The sequence below is a fragment of the Nitrospira sp. Ecomares 2.1 genome, from assembly GCF_965152585.1.
In genome coordinates this window covers 3,707,321-3,723,529 of record NZ_OZ224219.1, presented here as the reverse complement: position 1 = coordinate 3,723,529, position 16,209 = coordinate 3,707,321, and the positions used below count along the sequence as shown (strand labels likewise).

Below are 16,209 nucleotides of genomic sequence, written 5' to 3'. Positions count from 1 at the left end.
CTGGAAAAAACAAGATGTAATAGATCACCAACCCATGCATCGTCCAGATTTCAGCGGGAAAAATCGGTCCCGACGAGGAGGTTTTGATGGATACGAAATTAGGCCATGTTCAGAATTTCTCTATGCTTCAGTTACGAACCATCGTGTTGAGCCTTACCCTCTTGGGGCTTTTTTTTTTTGGTTGCGGGATGTACTACAAAATGGAAGGCGTAGCAACCCTTGCCGGCGTTGAGAAAGATTTGGATATGTGGCTAGGAAAAAGCAAGGAAGAACAAATCCAAGAAATGGGTGATCCGGTGATGTGCATGTTGTGGGATGAACATGGAGAATTCTGCCATTGGATGGATGCAGAAGATTCCACTGATGGTTCTTTCCGCCCAAAACGTATTTTCTATTATGACAATAACAGCGTTGTGTGTGGATGGACGTATACAGGACAGTGGGCAGATCAAACCAAAAATTTGTGCAAAAGGTAAGGGTACAGTCTAAAAACAGGCAGCGGCACACTATTGAAGGCGAGTTGGCCTCCTGAAAAAATCTTGGTAATCATTCCCTCGCGAGTAATGAGTGGAGTATGGTCAAGTAAAGCGAATTTCCCGAAAAAATGAGGAACACACAGATTCAAAATTTGTTAATTGACCTACATTTGATTACTGACCCCAGGCAGAAATTCAGTTCAAGGTGACTATGTCTTCAAAACCCTCACAGCGGCACGCTTTGTCAGAAACAGTTTGCGATTTGCCTTGCCCAGGCGGAGGGGAAAAAGGATGGCAGCGAAAGAGCCCGCCCGCTACAACTCAATAGGGTGAATATGGTTGCAGAGGTCCCCAACGCAGTCGATCATATGTCCGCAGTCGGTTCATTTGGTTCAATTCATGCTGTCGAGCCTCCTGCTGATATCGTGCGTCCTTTTGCCGATGTTGTTCTCGCTGTCGTTGGAACCACGCATCGAAGTCTTGAAATGATTTTGGGGAAGAGAGGGCAGAAGGTTGGTCATCATAGAAGGACCTTGGAGGATTCGGATGAAGTTGAGAGGCTGGTTGCCAGGTATCCTCCCCCAATTGGGCCCAGGCACTGCCTGTTAGACCGAGGAAGCATCCAAAGAATATTATTGCTCGCATGCGGTTGTCCTCCTGTGCATGGGTGGATAGGGGGTACTCAGAATGGCCTATCATCGGGACCATGGGGAAGGGTGGCAAGGTCTGTCAAAAAAAGGCAATTCATCAAATAGGTCATGAAGGAAAAGTTTCTAGTAATTTCGCCCGTTGGTGGTATCACTACGATTCGTTGCACGGGTTCTCCCGTTTGGCACTAACCGCCTGGACATCATCTGGCATGGTCGCTCATGGCTACGCGACTCTAGATGTTTTCTTATCAAGCCCTAGTTCCGAAAGCGTGGCAGTGAGGTGCTCTCTAGGAATCAGCCTTGTCCCCGTGCCTTTCCCCTCTGCAGGGTGAACAGCACGAGAAGCGTACGAAAATGAAATCTCCATCAAGTCCACTGACGGACACCCCACCGGGAAAATATGGTTGGCCCTGGACGAACAGCGACCCTTATCCAATCCATTTAATCGGAAACAGACCGTGGCCTAAAATAAGCGTAATCACTCCCAACTATAACTTTGGTGAATTTCTTGAAGAAACCATTCGCTCCGTCTTACTGCAGGGATACCCCAACCTTGAGTACATCATCATTGATGGTGGAAGTACCGACCGTTCGCTAGAAATCATTAAGAAGTACGAGCCTTGGCTTGCCTATTGGGTGAGCCAGCCAGACCATGGGCAAAGCGCAGCGATCAACTATGGTTTCCGGAGGGCATCTGGCGAAATCATGGGGTGGCTGAATTCTGATGATTATTATCAACCCCATACCCTCTTTCGGGTCGCCCTCGAGGTCAATCTGGAGAAAAAGAGATACATAGTGATGGGAGAGGTATATGAAGTCGATGCCTGCAGAACAATCATCCGAAGATGGGAATCAAGGGTACCAATCTTGTATTCGCTTCTTTTTCAACATCGTTTGTGCCTCCTACGCGGGGTGGCCGTCATGCCCTGCCAACCGTCTGTCTTCTGGCACCGCAAGGTCTTTGAGTCCCTGGGACTGTTACGAGAAGATCTTAAATATGCCATGGACTATGATTATTGGTTGAAGGCACTCAGGAGTAATTATAAATTTCACTATATCGCTGCTGTTCTCTCCAATTACCGTTTCCATGCTGGCTCTAAGTCCAACCAAGGGTGGCAGAGCTTTTACCGAGAATGGCGAAGTGTCGCCAAAGAGAACATTTCTACGCTGACTCCGCGACAAAAGATTTCCGCCGAACTCTATTGGTGGTTTCTACTATTCCCCTTTTCGATCCTTACTTTGCCCTACAGGGTCTATTCGTATGTGGTTCTGGGTATCAAGAGGGGCTAAAAGATTGCCGACACGGCCGCTCAAGGAACCCAGTCCTGGACACCCGCGAAAAGAAAGAACTCACGGATTCCTCAGCGCCTCCTTCGGAAAGGTTTCAGGAAATGGTGTAAGGCATGAGTATTGACTCCATGGTGGACAAAGGAGGTGGGGTGGAATGGACTTAGCGGAAAATGAAAGCTGATCTTGAGTCGTTAATTCTTTTTTGTGAGCCTAATCCATTCCTCAATTAGGCTAATTGGTACATATCACCCCGATCGGGTGATGACCAGGTAGGTGTCATTGGCCGTTTTTATACACAATACATCTATGTCGACTTTCACCAAATGCTTCGGCGGACAGCCTTCGTCTTAGAAAATAAAGTTTTCGATCCGAGAATAAGCCTTAGATAGTGTTTCAGTGACCTGCCAGTCGAAGCTATAGGGCGTTTGTAAGTTGCTCCGGTCCTCCCATGAAGTGGAAGTTTCACCTTCAGAACCCCAGTTCAAATCCCACCTTTTGTATTTGCCGTGTTGAAGAATTTTTGTGCTCCACTTTGATTAAGTGGGCTTCTGATGTGCTGGCGGAGAGGGTGGGATTTGAACCCACGGTCCCTTGTGAGGACAACGGTTTTCGAGACCGTCCGAATCGGCCACTCTCGCACCTCTCCGTGTTCGTTTATGTTATGCGGTGAGAACTTGTTGATGACTCCGTAGGTGCTGAAAAAAATTCTGTAAGATCGCTCGACAATCATCTGCCAGGATATCTGAGTCTACCTTCACCCGGTGATTAAACCTGGTCTCTGCTGTGAGATTGCAGATTGACCCACAGGCGCCGGCCTTCGGATCCCATGTGCCAAACACGACACGGGCAATTCTGGCCTGAATGATGGCACCCGCACACATGGAGCAGGGTTCCAATGTGACATAGAGGGTAGTGTCTGTAAGACGCCAAGACCCCAGTGCCAGGGAGGCGGACCGAATGGCCATAAGTTCGGCATGAGCCGTCGGATCTTGTGTGCCTTCCCGTTGATTGAAACCCGTCGCGAGGATTTTTTCATTCTGGACCAGCACCGCTCCAACCGGGACTTCTTCCGCACGAAAGGCTTGATGCGCTAAGTCCAAGGCCATGCGCATAAATTGAATATCCGTGGTTGGATCCAATACGTCCATGGTAATTTCAAAAAGTGAAGTCGACTGATGATTGTTTGAGTGAAAGTTTTAGTTCCGAAAGGAAAGAAAAAAGGTTAACATAGCCACTACGTGATGTATAGCCAACCCACCTGGAAATTCTGGTGAACTCTCCTTCCAGTATCATGCGTCAGAGGCTCGTTCCTTTAGAAAAGGTGCAGGCCATGTGGCAGCGTCTTGCCCACGACTTTTTTGAGAACCGGTTACCTCGGATTTCCATTGAGTGGAGCACACGATTAACCGCATCGGCCGGGTTGTTTGTGAGTCAAATTGGCCCTAGAAGCTGGTGGGCCTCACGTGAATATCGACAGGGTGCGGCTCGAGTGATTAGGTTGTCCGCCCCCTTGCTTCGCGATCAACCTGAAGAGGAGCTGAAGCGAACATTGGCGCATGAAATGATTCATCAATGGCAGTTTGATATTCGGAAGCATCGCCCGTCCCATGGCGCAGAATTCCGAGAGATGATGCACCGGATGAATGCGGCGGGACTCGGGGTGACCGTCCGCCATCAGTTGAATGTGGCTGTTCAACGACATCATCGCTATGCCTGGCAATGTCTCCAATGCGGAATGGCCTATCATCGACAACGGCGAACGATTATTCCGGCTCGACATATTTGTAGCCGATGTCGGGGAAGACTTATAGAAGTTGAGTTACCCCCCACTCAAAAACCCCATGAGGAATCGATGGACGAAAGAGGAGGGAATCGCGGAGCACGTCAGGATGAGGAGAAATCGGCTGGGCGGATGTTCTGTGTGAGTGGAAAGAGGGATGCCGAAGCCTTATCGACGAAAGGCGTCTTTCCCCCGGATGACCTCCGCGAGGAGTTTATCGGCGAGTTTGGCGGCCCGGCGATGGCGCCACCAACGAATGGTTATCGCATAAATCACAATGGTTCCTAGGACGAGGAAGAGGCCTGTTGTGATGTTGTCCATAGGAGGAGTGTAGAAGAATAAATTTCCAGATGGCAAGGTGGGGGTACGCCCTGAGAACGGGGGGCGGTATCTGAAGGGACCCCCCTTTACCTGGGCGTACATAATTACATGAAAGTATTATAAAATTTAGCATGTTTCCTTGAATGACATAATCATTAAACGGGATGGTACGTTCTCCATATGGACATCCTGATTCTATTGGCATCCTTGGTCGTCATTTTATTAGGAGCGGAGGCGTTCACTAACAGTTTAGAACATTTTGGAGAGCGTCTCGGGATTTCGGAAGGTGTCACCGGTTCGGTGTTTGCGGCAGTGGGAACGGCATTGCCGGAAACGATGGTGCCAATTTTTGCCATCTTGTTGTCATCAGGTTCTGAAACGTTACGGCACGAAGTGGGGGTGGGGGCCATTCTCGGGGCGCCCCTGATGCTGGCCACGTTAGCCTTCTTTCTGATGGGTTTTTTTGCCGCACGGAAAAGAGGGTGGCATGGCACGTTAAATCCTGAGCCAACAGGATTCGCCCGTGATCTGCTCTGGTTTAATTGGGCGTTTTGTTTGGGAGTGATTGCCGTATTTGTTCCCCAGGAGTGGGGTTGGGTGCGGTCAGTCATTGCGGGGGCGCTGGTTATCCTGTATGTGGTGTATTTGTATCAAACCATTCGATCTTCAGCCAATTTAGTGGATGATGGACATGGGACGGAAGCGGATCATCCGCTTTATTTGACCAAAGTGGGCCTTCCCGATAATTTATTGGTGATCTTGTTCCAAGTGGGATGCGGGCTGGGCCTCATTGTGCTAGGGGCGAAAGGCTTTGTGCATGGAATTGAACATCTTGCCCCAAAATGGGGAGTTTCGGCCTTAACCCTGTCTCTCCTCATTATTCCAATTGCGACAGAATTGCCGGAAAAAGTGAACAGCATTATTTGGATCAGGCGGGATCGGGATACTTTGGCTGTCGGGAATATCACCGGGGCTATGGTCTTTCAGGGGAGTTTGTTGCCGGCCTTGGGAATTATGCTGACAGCCTGGGTGCCGCAACATGAAATTCTGATGGGAATGGCGATGACGTTGGTGGCGGCCTCCTTTTTAACCTGGGTCGTGCGGCGTGGTGGGTTGAAGCCCATTCACCTGGTTATTAACGGACTGTGTTATGTGGTGTTTGTTGGCTCTGTGCTCTTCTGGTAGGGCCTGTTCTTTTGGTCATTCAAGAGCCATGAATCGTAAAAAAAAGAGAGTAACGATGTCCCTTCCGACAGTTGTTGTCACGCGACGTCTCCCACAACATGCCTTGGATGTGTTACGGGCGCAAGCGGATCTTATTGTCTGGGAGCAGGATTGCCCCGTTGATCGGAAATGGTTATTGAAGCATCTTCCTGAGGCGGAGGGCCTGTATTGCTTGTTGACGGACCGGGTTGATCGGGAGGTGCTTCAGGTTGGGAAACGGCTTCAGGTGATAAGCACTATGGCTGTCGGATATGATCATATTGACGTGGCAGGATGTACAGCCCGTGGTATCCCGGTTGGGCACACGCCTGGTATTTTAACCGAAACCACTGCGGACCTGGCCTTCGCGCTGCTCCTCTCTGCAGCCAGGCGGATTGTAGAAGGAGCCGAGTATGTACGAAAGGGACAATGGACAACCTGGAGCCCGGATCTCTTGCTGGGACAGGATGTGCATGGTGCGACGTTAGGCATTGTGGGGTTTGGCAGGATCGGGGAGGCGATGGCCAGGCGGGCTCAAGGATTTCAGATGAAGGTGCTCGCGGTAAGGTCACCCCAATCTTCTGCCTCATCCGGGTCCGGCACACAGCTCTCTGCCACAGCGATTTTGCCACGGGAAGGCTCTTCTGTAGGGATTAATGAGGGCGAGTCGGTGAGCGCGTCATTCCAGGAGGTTGGTCTGCATGAGGCATTAGCTCAGTCGGATTTTGTGAGTCTGCATGTCCCCCTGACTCCTCACACGCATCATTTGATTGGGGAAGATGAGTTTCGAGCCATGAAGCCATCAAGTATTTTGATCAATACGGCTCGTGGGGCTGTGGTTAATCCTGAGGCCCTCTACCACGCTCTAGTGCATGGCCATATTGGCGGTGCGGCCTTAGATGTGACTGATCCTGAACCTATTCCTATGTCAGACCCGCTTCTCACGCTTCCTAACTGTCTGGTCATCCCGCACTTGGGGAGCGCTTCTGTGGCAACAAGGACCAGAATGGCTTGCATTGCCGCTGAGAATATCGTTGCCGGTTTACGTGGAGATGCGCTTCCACATTGTGTCAACCCTGAAGTCTACCGCGTGTAAGGCCGTTTCAAGACCTGGGATGGTAAGAATACACAAGGAAATTGATGGAGGATTGTTTATGCTGGGGAGGGAGTTCGATGAAAGGCGAGACCTGGTAGGTCAATCTGACGATTGGCCGCTTCGTCAAGAGGAGAAATCATGATCCACATCACAACACCGGCTGTGGAAAAATTGAAAATCTTGATCGAGGAGCATCCTGAGGATCCCATTGTCCGTTTAGCCGTTCGGGACCGGGATGACAAAGTCCTCGTTTTTTCCATTACACTTGAAGATGCCGTAACACAGGAGGATTCGGTCTTAGATATTGAAGGGCTCATCATCGCAATAGACGGCTCCTGTGCAACACGGCTGGAAGGTGTCACTGTTGATTATGAGGACGTTGGTGGATTCAGCTTCCATCACCCGGAACCGCCCGATCCTTATAAATTAAACCTGATCCTACCTGAATGAGGCCGATAGAATGGGATTGGGGCACCAATTGAACCCGAATGCGGGAAGGTTCTTCATCAACGATTGTTGTTAACGTCAACCAGTAACTTCCACCCCCGCGTTTATTCGTATTATGGAAATATTTTTTGCGACATGTCCTCGTGGCTTAGAAGAAGTTCTCAGCCAGGAACTCCAAGAATTGGGCGGACAGGAAATTCGATTGACTCCTGGCGGGGTCGAATGTCGGGGCCCTTTTCCTCTCTGCTACCGGCTCAACTTAGAAAGTCGCATTGCCAGCCGTATTTTGTGGCGAGTCGGGCAGGGGTGGTACCGGGATGAGGAGGATCTCTATCGCCTTGCCTCAAGTCTTCCCTGGCCCGAATATTTTTCCGTGGACTGTCACATCAAAGTTCGCATCATTGCTCAACATTCTCCACTGAAAAGCCTGGAGTTTGCGACGTTGCGAGTGAAAGATGCCATTTGTGACCGATTTGTTCGGGCGACACATGCACGCCCCGAGGTGAGCAAACGCCAACCCGATATTCAAATTGTGGTCTTTGTCGATGAAGAGCATATTGTGTGGTATATCGACACTTCGGGAGATCCGCTGTTTAAACGTGGATGGCGGAAGGTGGCCGGAGAAGCGCCGATACGAGAAAATTTGGCCGCCGGCATCATCCGGCTTTCAGGTTGGACCGGCGAGCAGGTCTTACTTGATCCGATGTGTGGCGCGGGCACATTTTTAATCGAGGCGGCGTTGATAGCCAAAGGGATTGCCCCAGGTAGCGGGCGGGAATTTGCCTTTCGGCACCTGGAGAATTTTGATCACACGATCTGGGATCACCTACGGCAAGAGTCGATCAAACCGGTCGCTCCCGGTACGGGTCTCTCAATTATTGGGTATGATGAGGATGCGAATGCCTTGACCATGGCAAGAAGAAATCTGGAAGGCTTGGGGCTTGAGGAAATTCAATTGGGTCAGGTTGATGTGTTGGATGTAACGCCTCCAGGGCCAAAGGGTTTTCTGGTCACCAATCCTCCCTATGGAGTGAGAATGGGAAATCGGTCGGAGCTGGAGGAGTGGTATCCGAAGTTTGGGAATCTCTTGAAGCAGCGGTTTGCTGGGTGGGATGTCTATGTGCTCACGGCCGATTCGCGTCTTCCTAAACTCATTCATTTAGCGCCGTCACGCAAAATCCCCTTGTTCAACGGGCCGTTGGAATCAAGATTGTATGAATTTCAGATGGTGGCCGGAGGTAACCGGAAATCGGCCAGGCAGGCCAGGCAACAGGCGGTGAATAACCCCGGACTTAAATGAGAGGTTTCCCGGCCATGTTTAAAAGCGAGACCCAGACATCTTCAATGCATCGCAGCACATAGATCCATTCGTCGCAGGTCTTCGGTCGTTTGAATAGATGGCAATTGGGAGGGAAAGGAAAATCTTTCGATTGACGGGGAGCCTCCTCCGAAAACAACGCCACCGGAATGGACTGTAAGCGGCGGTCGCGTTGGAGTCCCTTAATAATCTCTTCTCCCGACACATCGGGGAGATGATTGGAGAGAAAAATGAGATCGGGTTGTGGGGCATCCATAAAGGGATATTCCTGATTTAAAAAGGCCATGGCTTGTTCGCCGTCTTCGGCCTCAAGAATTTCCACACAGATGATTTGGGCTACCGTCAGCGCTTCTTTGAGGGCTTCTATCTGGGCCGTATCATCCTCAATCGTCAGGATCTTAATTGTGTTTTTAACGGCTCCGCGCATTCCGATGCCCATCTTTCTGGTTGAAAATGACTGCCCACCCTTCAGTCTGGTGAAGGATGGTTGTCTGAGGACGACAGAGAGTACGTGTAGTGGCCCATCTGTTTTTTCGGTTGAATCTTCGTTGAGTTTAGGGAAAGCTAGCTGGGAAGGATTTTTATATAAAGACGGATGGGGAGGAGAGCGTCGATGCCTGAAACATATTCTGATGAATGCATATTGGGTCGAAGCCTCTTACACTGAAAAGTGGTACAGCAAAGAGCGAGAATCTCCTCCAGGTTGAATAATCATGTAGCAATCAGGCGAATAGGGGTTTCCTTTTCCCTAGGTCCCTGGATAAAGAAACGCCCGTGGCCTGATGGACAGGATGTTAGGTAGGGAGGCACGCAAGAAATTGATGAATCACGGGCATGGCATCAGGGCGAGCCGCGATGATGCCATTGATGGAGGGATGAGGTTGGTTGCATTGAATTGGTTTCATATCTCTGTCCACGACGATCCCTCCTGCCGTTTGAACCAGAAGGAGGGCAGCCGCGATATCCCATTCGTTTTGTGTGCCAATATTGATCACTCCGTCAATCTGTCCGGCGGCCACCAGTGCCAATGAATAAGCGATGGAACCCATCAGACTGCGGCAATTGGCGGTTTCTCTCCATATGTGAATGGTGGAGCGGGCAATGGGTCCTGTGTTCACCAGAAATGAGAAGCGGTGTCCTGGGATCTGGGGGACATGAATGGGGCAGCCATTCACGGTTGCCGGTTCCCCGCGCACGGCACAAAAATATTCCCGGGTGGCCGGGTTGAAGATAATCCCAATCGATGCCTGTCCATGGTCGATGAGCGCGAGAGAGATGGCGAATTGTGGCAGGCTTTTAATAAAGGGTTTGGTCCCATCGATGGGATCCAGGATCCACACACGGTTTTTTTTCAGTCTGAGAATGTTGTCGGGCGATTCTTCCGAAAGCCAGCCATCATCAGGGTAGGCGGCGAATAAAGCTTCCTGAATGATACGATTGACTTCCAGATCGGCATTGGTCACTGGCGATCCGTCCGGCTTGATCTGGACGGCCAAGCCTTCGTATTGGATTCTGTGAAGACGATCACTTGCAAGGAGCATGGCTTGTCGAATGATGGAAAGTTCTTGGCGATAATCAGTCATGATGTCAATGGTTCTGGAGTAGTCGTCCTGGGAAGTAAATGCTAATTCTTAATATTATATCCTGGACCATCGGTTAAGTGTGGAGCGCACCCGAGGCATCGGACCTCACAGTTCATAGCATGAGAGACGCGTCCGAGGCTAGATTGTCTGCTTGGTGATGTCGGAATGAAAGGGTTCGGGATCATGAGATGAGATCTGAGGAGAGTTCCTGGAGCAGTGTATTATGCAAACCGTGACCGTGAGACTGAAAATTTCTCCCGAACGCTTTAAGGCCTACTACCATGGTGCGGTGGAATATGTGGTCGCACCGTCAATCGATGGTCGAACTATCCAATTTCCTGCAAGGGTCCTTCGTCCTTTTGTCTCCCATCAGGGGATCCAGGGGACATTTGAAATCACCTTCGATGCCAATTTAAAGTTTCATTCGATCCGCTTGGCACAGGATGACAGGTGAGCGCAACCGGTATGATTGGGGATGAGTATTCCCTTGTCGGATTATTTCTAAGTGCGTTTCTTTCCTCAACGGTATTACCTGGAAGCTCCGAGGTTGTGTTCGTCTTTTTGGCATCACAGGGTCATTTCCCTGCCTGGAGTCTTCTCGCCACGGCCACAGCTGGTAATACCCTTGGTGGAATGAGTTCATGGGCTTTGGGGTGGCTCATCGGGTGGTGGTATCCATTCCATGGGTTGACCCAACCAGCTCAGCATCTGGCAGTGGAACGGGTTCGCAAGTGGGGCAGTCCGGTGCTGTTATTGTCCTGGGTGCCGTTCATTGGGGATCCGCTCTGCATCGCCGCCGGGTGGTTGCGGGTGGGCTGGGTCCGGGCACTCGTGTGCATCGGGATCGGCAAAGGGTGCCGGTATGCGGTCTTGTTCGCCCTGTTGCCCACCAGTGGAGGGTGAACGGCGAAGGCGTCTGACTATAGCATTCAGAAAACGTTGTTGGTATTGTTGCCCTTCCGTCTTGCCACGTAAGTGCCAATATCCTTTTTTTGTAAATTTCTAGTCCACAGGACTATTTCTTTTACGTCCAAGCCCAATATGGAGCCCTCATATCGTGAACGTTCCTCTTCTTGATTTAAAAACCCAATACGCCAGCATCAAACAAGACATTCAGGTGGCGTTGGACAAGGTGTGTGCGGAGCAAAGTTTTATTCTGGGCACCCATGTTCAAAACCTCGAACAGACCCTGGCGTCATTTATCGGCACGGATCATGCGATTGGTGTGGCGTCCGGAAGCGATGCGTTACTTTTGTCGTTGATGGAAGTGGGGATAGAACCGGGCGATCGGGTCGTGACGGTCCCCTTTACCTTTTTCGCGTCGGCAGGAGTGATTTCCCGGCTTCACGCACGTCCGGTCTTTGTCGATGTGATGCCTGATACGTTTAATCTCGATCCCAGCCGGTTAGCGGATAGCTTCACTTCCGAGGTCAAAGCCATTCTCCCGGTCCATCTTTTTGGACAATGTGCGGACATGGAATCCATTGTTCAGATTGCAGACGAAAAGGGAATCCCGGTCATTGAGGATGCCTGTCAGGCCATCGGTGCCGCTCGAAACGGTGTTCAGGCTGGAGCATTCGGCCGTACAGGGTGCTTCAGCTTTTTTCCGTCAAAAAATTTAGGGGGATTTGGTGACGGCGGGGTGATTACTACGCGGGATCCTCTGGTTGCGGAACGACTGCAACTCTTGCGTGTGCACGGGAGCCGGTCAGAGTATCATCATCATTTCATCGGGATGAACAGCCGGTTGGATGCGCTGCAAGCGGCCATCCTCCAGGTAAAATTTCAGCATTTGGCTGAGTGGACCGCCAAGCGTCAAGCACATGCAGCAAGTTATCTGAAATTATTTCAGACATGCGGTCTTGATGAGCGAGTGACCGTGCCGGTGGTGTCATCCGGCAATACTCATGTTTACAACCAATTCACCATCCGCACCCCACGGCGAGACGAACTCAGTACCTATCTGACCCACCATGGAATAGGTAATCGCATTTATTACCCTGTCCCCCTTCATCTTCAGGAATGCTACCAGGATCTCGGGTATCATAAAGGCGATTTTCCTGTCTCGGAACAGCTCTCCCAAGAGGTGCTTTCCCTTCCCATTTATCCTGAACTCACAGCGGATCAACTTCAGTATGTGGTTGACACGATCAAATCCTTCTTTGATTGTCGTTAAAGGATATAACCCCATAATTGGGGTATAAGCCTATTGAGAACGAGAAAATTTATTGAGGGTACCGGGCTTGAATCACGCTCCGGAGTCCACCTCTGGCGGTAAACTCCCCGGTGACGATGGCTGACACAGGGCGGCAGGCTTTGACGAAATCGGCCAGAATTTTGTTGACCGCATTTTCATAAAAGATGCCCAGGTTTCGATAAGCGTGGATATACATTTTGAGGGATTTTAATTCAAGACAGGATTTGTCCGGCACATAGGTCAACCGGATGGTTCCAAAGTCAGGAAGGCCTGTTTTAGGACAAATGGCCGTATATTCCGGAATCTCTATCGTAATTTCATAGCCTGGATATTGGTTAGGCCAGGTTTCGATGCGTGGTAATTTCTCAGCAATTCCGCTCTTAGCATGTCGTTCCGAATAGCCTGATCGTGAAGAAGCGTGGGTTTTTTTCATGAGTGAAGGGCTCGTCTCCATGGATGTTTGAGAAGGGAGCCTAGTCTACTCTTTTTTGAAATTTCCTCGCAACCTCATGCCACCGGTTTCTTGAGAATACCCCTACCCTGGGCTATACTCGCTGGACATTCCTGGCGCGCTTGGTATTTTTCCGAAGCCGTTTTTATTCACCATCCAAACGTACCCTTACCCCGATCCTGAGTCTGACGAGTTAAAAAGCGGGGGAGGGAATTGTGGAGTCTGTCTAAAGCGATGAGCAGTATCACGATGTTGGAAGCTGACGATTTTGTGAAAGGCCTGCAAGACATTGGATTCGATTTTTTTACCGGTGTGCCCGACACCATTTTGGGGGGCATTATTGCCCATTTGACGGAAGAACAGTTGTATACCCCTGCGGTTCGCGAAGATGAGGCGGTGGCGATGGCCGCAGGAGCCTACCTTGGCGGGAAAATCCCGGTGGTGTTGATGCAAAACTCCGGATTGGGTAATGCCCTGAATGTTCTGGCTTCTCTCAATTTGATTTATCAAATCCCCTGTTTGCTGTTGGTGTCCTGGCGTGGCTTCGAAGGCAAGGACGCTCCTGAGCATCTGGTGATGGGGGAAACGATGACGACGCTGTTGGATACGGTTCGGATTCCACACCGGACGTTGTCCCAGAAGACGATTGTGGATGATCTGAAATGGACGGCCACGACTTTTATGGAGAAGCGGATCCCTGTCGCACTATTGTTGAAAAAGGGAATTGTGAAAACCATTCAGCCCTAGTGGGATGTCAAAAAGCAGTCCGCATGAATCTGTCATGTGTTCTGGATCGGTCACGTTTGGAAAGAGTGGTCAATCCGTAAGTCTATACAGTGAGTGGTCAACGGGTTGATTGTAAAAGCTAAAAAGTAACCATTGTGTTGGAGATGCAACGATGATTGGACCAGAAGAAGGGGTGATGCAGAGCCGGGCGCAGGCGATGGCGGCTATTTTGGAAATCATGACCGATCAGCTGCTTGTTGTCTGCAATGGGTTTCCCTCTCGTGAAGCCTGTAAACTCCGTGATCGGGCTCAAAATTTTTATATGATTGGCTCCATGGGCGCGACGGCAGCTATCGGATTAGGATTGGCTCTGGCCCAGCCAGAAAAAACGGTGGTCGTATTTGATGGCGACGGAAATGTGCTGATGAGTCTTGGCACGTTGGCTACGATTAGTGCGTTGCGACCGAAAAATTTCATTCATGTGGTTTTTGATAATGAAGTGTATGGGACCACCGGCAATCAACCCACCTATTCCAGGGTGGTGGGCCTGGATAAAATGGCCAAAGCCGCAGGATACAAGAATGTTGAGCGCGTCTGGGAGCGAGAAGATATTGTATATGAGTTTAAGGCCATGTTAGGAGATGACGGGCCGAATTTTTTGTTGATCAAAGTGAATGAACAGCTTGAAGAGGCGGATCGTATTGCCTTGGGTCCAGCCGAGCTGACGAAACGGTTTAAGGGGAGTGTCACCTAACGACACAATGGATGTGTTCGCGTAGAAGCCTAATCGCCAGCCTGTTAAGCGTGTAAAGGAAGAGGGTTCATGATTTTATTCAATCCAGGTCCCGTCAATGTGTCTGAAAGAGTGCGTCAGGCGTTACTTCAACCAGATGTCTGTCATCGAGAGTCGGAGTTTTCGGAATTACTGTCCGATATCCGGCAAAAATTGCTGAAGGTCTTTGTGCCTGGTAATGAAGACGAGTACACCGCGATTGTCCTGACGGGTTCCGGCACGGCGGCTGTGGAAGCGGCGTTAATGTCCAGTATTCCTACCGGCAAGCGGGCGATGGTGATTAATAATGGGGTGTATGGCCAACGGATGTCTTCCATGCTGGCCACGCACCGTTTGCAAACGCCGGACTTAAAGTATGACTGGGGAGTCGCACCGGATCCGCAGGCGGTTGATTTGGCGCTGAAGCAACACCCGGAAGTGCACACCGTCGCGATGGTTCATCATGAAACGACGCTGGGATTGATTAATCCCGTAAAAGAAATTGCAGAGATCGTGGACCGGTATGGTCGGGTATTTATGGTGGACTCTGTGAGCGGGCTGGGGGGAGAGGCGCTGGATATTGCCGGAAGTAAGCTGTACATGGTCGCGGGGGCCGCTCAGAAATGTATCCAAGGATTTCCTGGTGCAGCATTTGTGTTGGTCCGAAAAGGCTTTATGGAGCGGGTAATGAAATATCCCAAGCGGTCCTGGTATTTAAACCTGGCAAATTATTATGAGGAACAGGAGAGGGGGACGATTCCCTTTACTCCAGCCGTGCAGGTCTATTATGCCTTCCGGGAAGCCCTGAATGAACTTTTAGAGGAAGGCCTCGAGAATCGGATTCAGCGATTTCAAGGGTATGCCACCACTATTCGGACACGTTTGGATGAGTGGGGGGTGAAGGCGGTATTGGATCCTGCCATTCAAGGTAATACCCTAACGGCGTTTTATCTCCCGGAAGGGTGTACCTACCAAAGGCTGCATGATGAGTTAAAGCAAGCTGGGTACGTGATCTATGCCGGGCAAGGGCAGTTGGAACAGAAAATTTTTCGGGTCGCCAATATTGGTGCTCTGACCAATCAGGATATTGAGGGGTTTCTCTCCGCCTTTCAGAGCATAGTTTCGGGGGCCAGGGCGTGAAGGCGATTATCTTCGCGGCTGGCGTCGGCAAGCGCTTGCAGGGTGTCACCCAGGGTCGGCCGAAATGCCTGGTGGATATTGGTGGGAGGACCTTACTGTCCCGGCATGTCGAGTACCTGGGGCGATTGGGTGTGTCTCAGGTCGTATTGGTCGTGGGGTATGCTCAAGACCATATTCGAAAGGCCATGGCTGCCGAATCATTTGCTCAAGAGATCCGATGGGTGGTGAATGAACAGTTTACTCGTGGAAGCATGACCTCATTGTGGGCGGCACGGTCTGAAATGGACGATGATGTGGTGCTCATGGATGCCGATGTTCTCTATGCCCCATCGATTCTGTCTCGATTGGTTCATTCTTCCTTCCCGACGGCCTTGTTAATGGATGAGACAGTGAAGCAGGAATCGGAAGAATGCATGATTGCCGCGAAGACTGCTCGGGTTCTGACCCTAAGTAAAACTCTGCCATCCGACTATGATGAGGCTGGCGAAGGGGTCGGATTTCTCAAAGTCCAACAACAGGATATTCCAGCATTGTTGCAATCGGTTCGGGCTTATGTCGATGCCGGAGCGCTTGATATGGAATATGAGGACACGCTAAAGGGGTTTTTTGAGAAGGTGCCGGTGGGTTACGAAAAAATCGGAGGGCTTCCTTGGATAGAAATAGATTTTCCCGAAGATATCGATCGAGCTGTGTCTGAGATCTTGCCCGCCGTGATAAAGTTAGAGGAGAATATCAGGGCCACCAGACTGACGCCGTAGG

General features: G+C 50.5%; 19 protein-coding genes and 1 tRNA gene. 14 read left to right on the top strand and 6 right to left on the bottom strand.

Features of this window, described 5'->3' with window-relative positions; translation table 11 throughout:
* The first annotated feature begins 86 nt into the window (after positions 1-86).
* A complete protein-coding gene (locus ACWHYD_RS16475; RefSeq protein WP_447963113.1) occupies positions 87-476 on the top strand; it encodes a hypothetical protein in 390 nt (129 codons plus the stop codon).
* Positions 477-797: 321 nt separating this feature from the next.
* On the opposite strand, the gene ACWHYD_RS16470 is transcribed toward ACWHYD_RS16475, so the two are convergent.
* On the bottom strand, positions 798-1,121 hold the full coding sequence (locus tag ACWHYD_RS16470; RefSeq protein ID WP_447963112.1) for a hypothetical protein: 324 nt from the start codon (positions 1,119-1,121) through the stop codon (positions 798-800).
* Between the two features lie 359 nt (positions 1,122-1,480).
* Here ACWHYD_RS16470 and ACWHYD_RS16465 point away from each other — a divergent pair, with 359 nt between their 5' ends.
* Complete coding sequence (locus ACWHYD_RS16465) at positions 1,481-2,416, top strand: glycosyltransferase family 2 protein (RefSeq protein ID WP_447963111.1); 936 nt, start codon at positions 1,481-1,483, stop codon at positions 2,414-2,416.
* Between the two features lie 557 nt (positions 2,417-2,973).
* Here ACWHYD_RS16465 and ACWHYD_RS16460 read toward each other — a convergent pair.
* Together ACWHYD_RS16460 and tadA are read right to left on the bottom strand one after the other, a co-directional pair.
* Positions 2,974-3,062, bottom strand: a tRNA-Ser gene (locus tag ACWHYD_RS16460).
* 13 nt (positions 3,063-3,075) lie between these two features.
* Positions 3,076-3,564 carry a tRNA adenosine(34) deaminase TadA gene (gene tadA, locus ACWHYD_RS16455; RefSeq protein ID WP_447963110.1) on the bottom strand — a complete coding sequence of 163 codons (489 nt, stop codon included), beginning with the start codon at positions 3,562-3,564 and terminating at the stop codon, positions 3,076-3,078.
* A gap of 182 nt (positions 3,565-3,746) precedes the next feature.
* Here tadA and ACWHYD_RS16450 point away from each other — a divergent pair, with 182 nt between their 5' ends.
* The 5 genes from ACWHYD_RS16450 to ACWHYD_RS16430 all read left to right on the top strand — a co-directional run bounded on the left by ACWHYD_RS16450 (position 3,747) and on the right by ACWHYD_RS16430 (position 8,563).
* Entirely contained in the window at positions 3,747-4,484 is a 738-nt protein-coding gene (locus ACWHYD_RS16450; RefSeq protein ID WP_447963109.1) for a SprT-like domain-containing protein, read from the top strand.
* A gap of 213 nt (positions 4,485-4,697) precedes the next feature.
* Positions 4,698-5,702, top strand: coding sequence for a sodium:calcium antiporter (locus ACWHYD_RS16445; RefSeq protein WP_447963108.1), 1,005 nt, complete (start codon positions 4,698-4,700; stop codon positions 5,700-5,702).
* Between the two features lie 55 nt (positions 5,703-5,757).
* A complete protein-coding gene (locus tag ACWHYD_RS16440; RefSeq protein ID WP_447963107.1) occupies positions 5,758-6,816 on the top strand; it encodes a 2-hydroxyacid dehydrogenase in 1,059 nt (352 codons plus the stop codon).
* A gap of 138 nt (positions 6,817-6,954) precedes the next feature.
* Positions 6,955-7,266, top strand: coding sequence for an iron-sulfur cluster biosynthesis family protein (locus ACWHYD_RS16435; RefSeq protein WP_447963106.1), 312 nt, complete (start codon positions 6,955-6,957; stop codon positions 7,264-7,266).
* Positions 7,267-7,378: 112 nt separating this feature from the next.
* On the top strand, positions 7,379-8,563 hold the full coding sequence (locus tag ACWHYD_RS16430) for a THUMP domain-containing class I SAM-dependent RNA methyltransferase (RefSeq protein WP_447963105.1): 1,185 nt from the start codon (positions 7,379-7,381) through the stop codon (positions 8,561-8,563).
* Here the strand turns inward: ACWHYD_RS16430 and ACWHYD_RS16425 are convergent.
* Positions 8,556-9,008 carry a response regulator gene (locus ACWHYD_RS16425; RefSeq protein WP_447963104.1) on the bottom strand — a complete coding sequence of 151 codons (453 nt, stop codon included), beginning with the start codon at positions 9,006-9,008 and terminating at the stop codon, positions 8,556-8,558. The genes ACWHYD_RS16430 and ACWHYD_RS16425 overlap by 8 nt on opposite strands.
* Before the next feature lie 367 nt (positions 9,009-9,375).
* Positions 9,376-10,164, bottom strand: a complete 789-nt coding sequence (locus ACWHYD_RS16420; RefSeq protein WP_447963103.1) for a 3'(2'),5'-bisphosphate nucleotidase CysQ — start codon at positions 10,162-10,164, stop codon at positions 9,376-9,378.
* A 223-nt stretch (positions 10,165-10,387) separates the two neighbouring features.
* Between ACWHYD_RS16420 and ACWHYD_RS16415 the strand changes: the two genes are divergently transcribed.
* The 3 genes from ACWHYD_RS16415 (at position 10,388) to ACWHYD_RS16405 (ending at position 12,340) form a co-directional block, all read left to right on the top strand.
* Positions 10,388-10,618, top strand: a complete 231-nt coding sequence (locus tag ACWHYD_RS16415; protein ID WP_447963102.1) for a DUF2835 domain-containing protein — start codon at positions 10,388-10,390, stop codon at positions 10,616-10,618.
* Complete coding sequence (locus ACWHYD_RS16410) at positions 10,615-11,067, top strand: YqaA family protein (RefSeq protein WP_447963101.1); 453 nt, start codon at positions 10,615-10,617, stop codon at positions 11,065-11,067. Before ACWHYD_RS16415 ends, ACWHYD_RS16410 begins: the two co-directional genes overlap by 4 nt.
* Positions 11,068-11,221: 154 nt before the next feature.
* Positions 11,222-12,340, top strand: a complete 1,119-nt coding sequence (locus ACWHYD_RS16405) for a DegT/DnrJ/EryC1/StrS family aminotransferase (protein WP_447963100.1) — start codon at positions 11,222-11,224, stop codon at positions 12,338-12,340.
* A 49-nt stretch (positions 12,341-12,389) separates the two neighbouring features.
* On the opposite strand, the gene queF is transcribed toward ACWHYD_RS16405, so the two are convergent.
* Positions 12,390-12,794 carry a preQ(1) synthase gene (gene queF / locus ACWHYD_RS16400; protein WP_447963099.1) on the bottom strand — a complete coding sequence of 135 codons (405 nt, stop codon included), beginning with the start codon at positions 12,792-12,794 and terminating at the stop codon, positions 12,390-12,392.
* A gap of 252 nt (positions 12,795-13,046) precedes the next feature.
* Here queF and ACWHYD_RS16395 point away from each other — a divergent pair, with 252 nt between their 5' ends.
* The 4 genes from ACWHYD_RS16395 (at position 13,047) to ACWHYD_RS16380 (ending at position 16,208) form a co-directional block, all read left to right on the top strand.
* Positions 13,047-13,559, top strand: coding sequence for a thiamine pyrophosphate-binding protein (locus tag ACWHYD_RS16395; RefSeq protein WP_447963098.1), 513 nt, complete (start codon positions 13,047-13,049; stop codon positions 13,557-13,559).
* 151 nt (positions 13,560-13,710) lie between these two features.
* Positions 13,711-14,292, top strand: a complete 582-nt coding sequence (locus ACWHYD_RS16390) for a thiamine pyrophosphate-dependent enzyme (RefSeq protein ID WP_447963097.1) — start codon at positions 13,711-13,713, stop codon at positions 14,290-14,292.
* Between the two features lie 69 nt (positions 14,293-14,361).
* Complete coding sequence (locus ACWHYD_RS16385; protein ID WP_447963096.1) at positions 14,362-15,450, top strand: pyridoxal-phosphate-dependent aminotransferase family protein; 1,089 nt, start codon at positions 14,362-14,364, stop codon at positions 15,448-15,450.
* Complete coding sequence (locus tag ACWHYD_RS16380) at positions 15,447-16,208, top strand: phosphocholine cytidylyltransferase family protein (protein ID WP_447963095.1); 762 nt, start codon at positions 15,447-15,449, stop codon at positions 16,206-16,208. The genes ACWHYD_RS16385 and ACWHYD_RS16380 overlap by 4 nt, the downstream gene beginning before the upstream one ends.
* Position 16,209 lies beyond the last annotated feature (1 nt).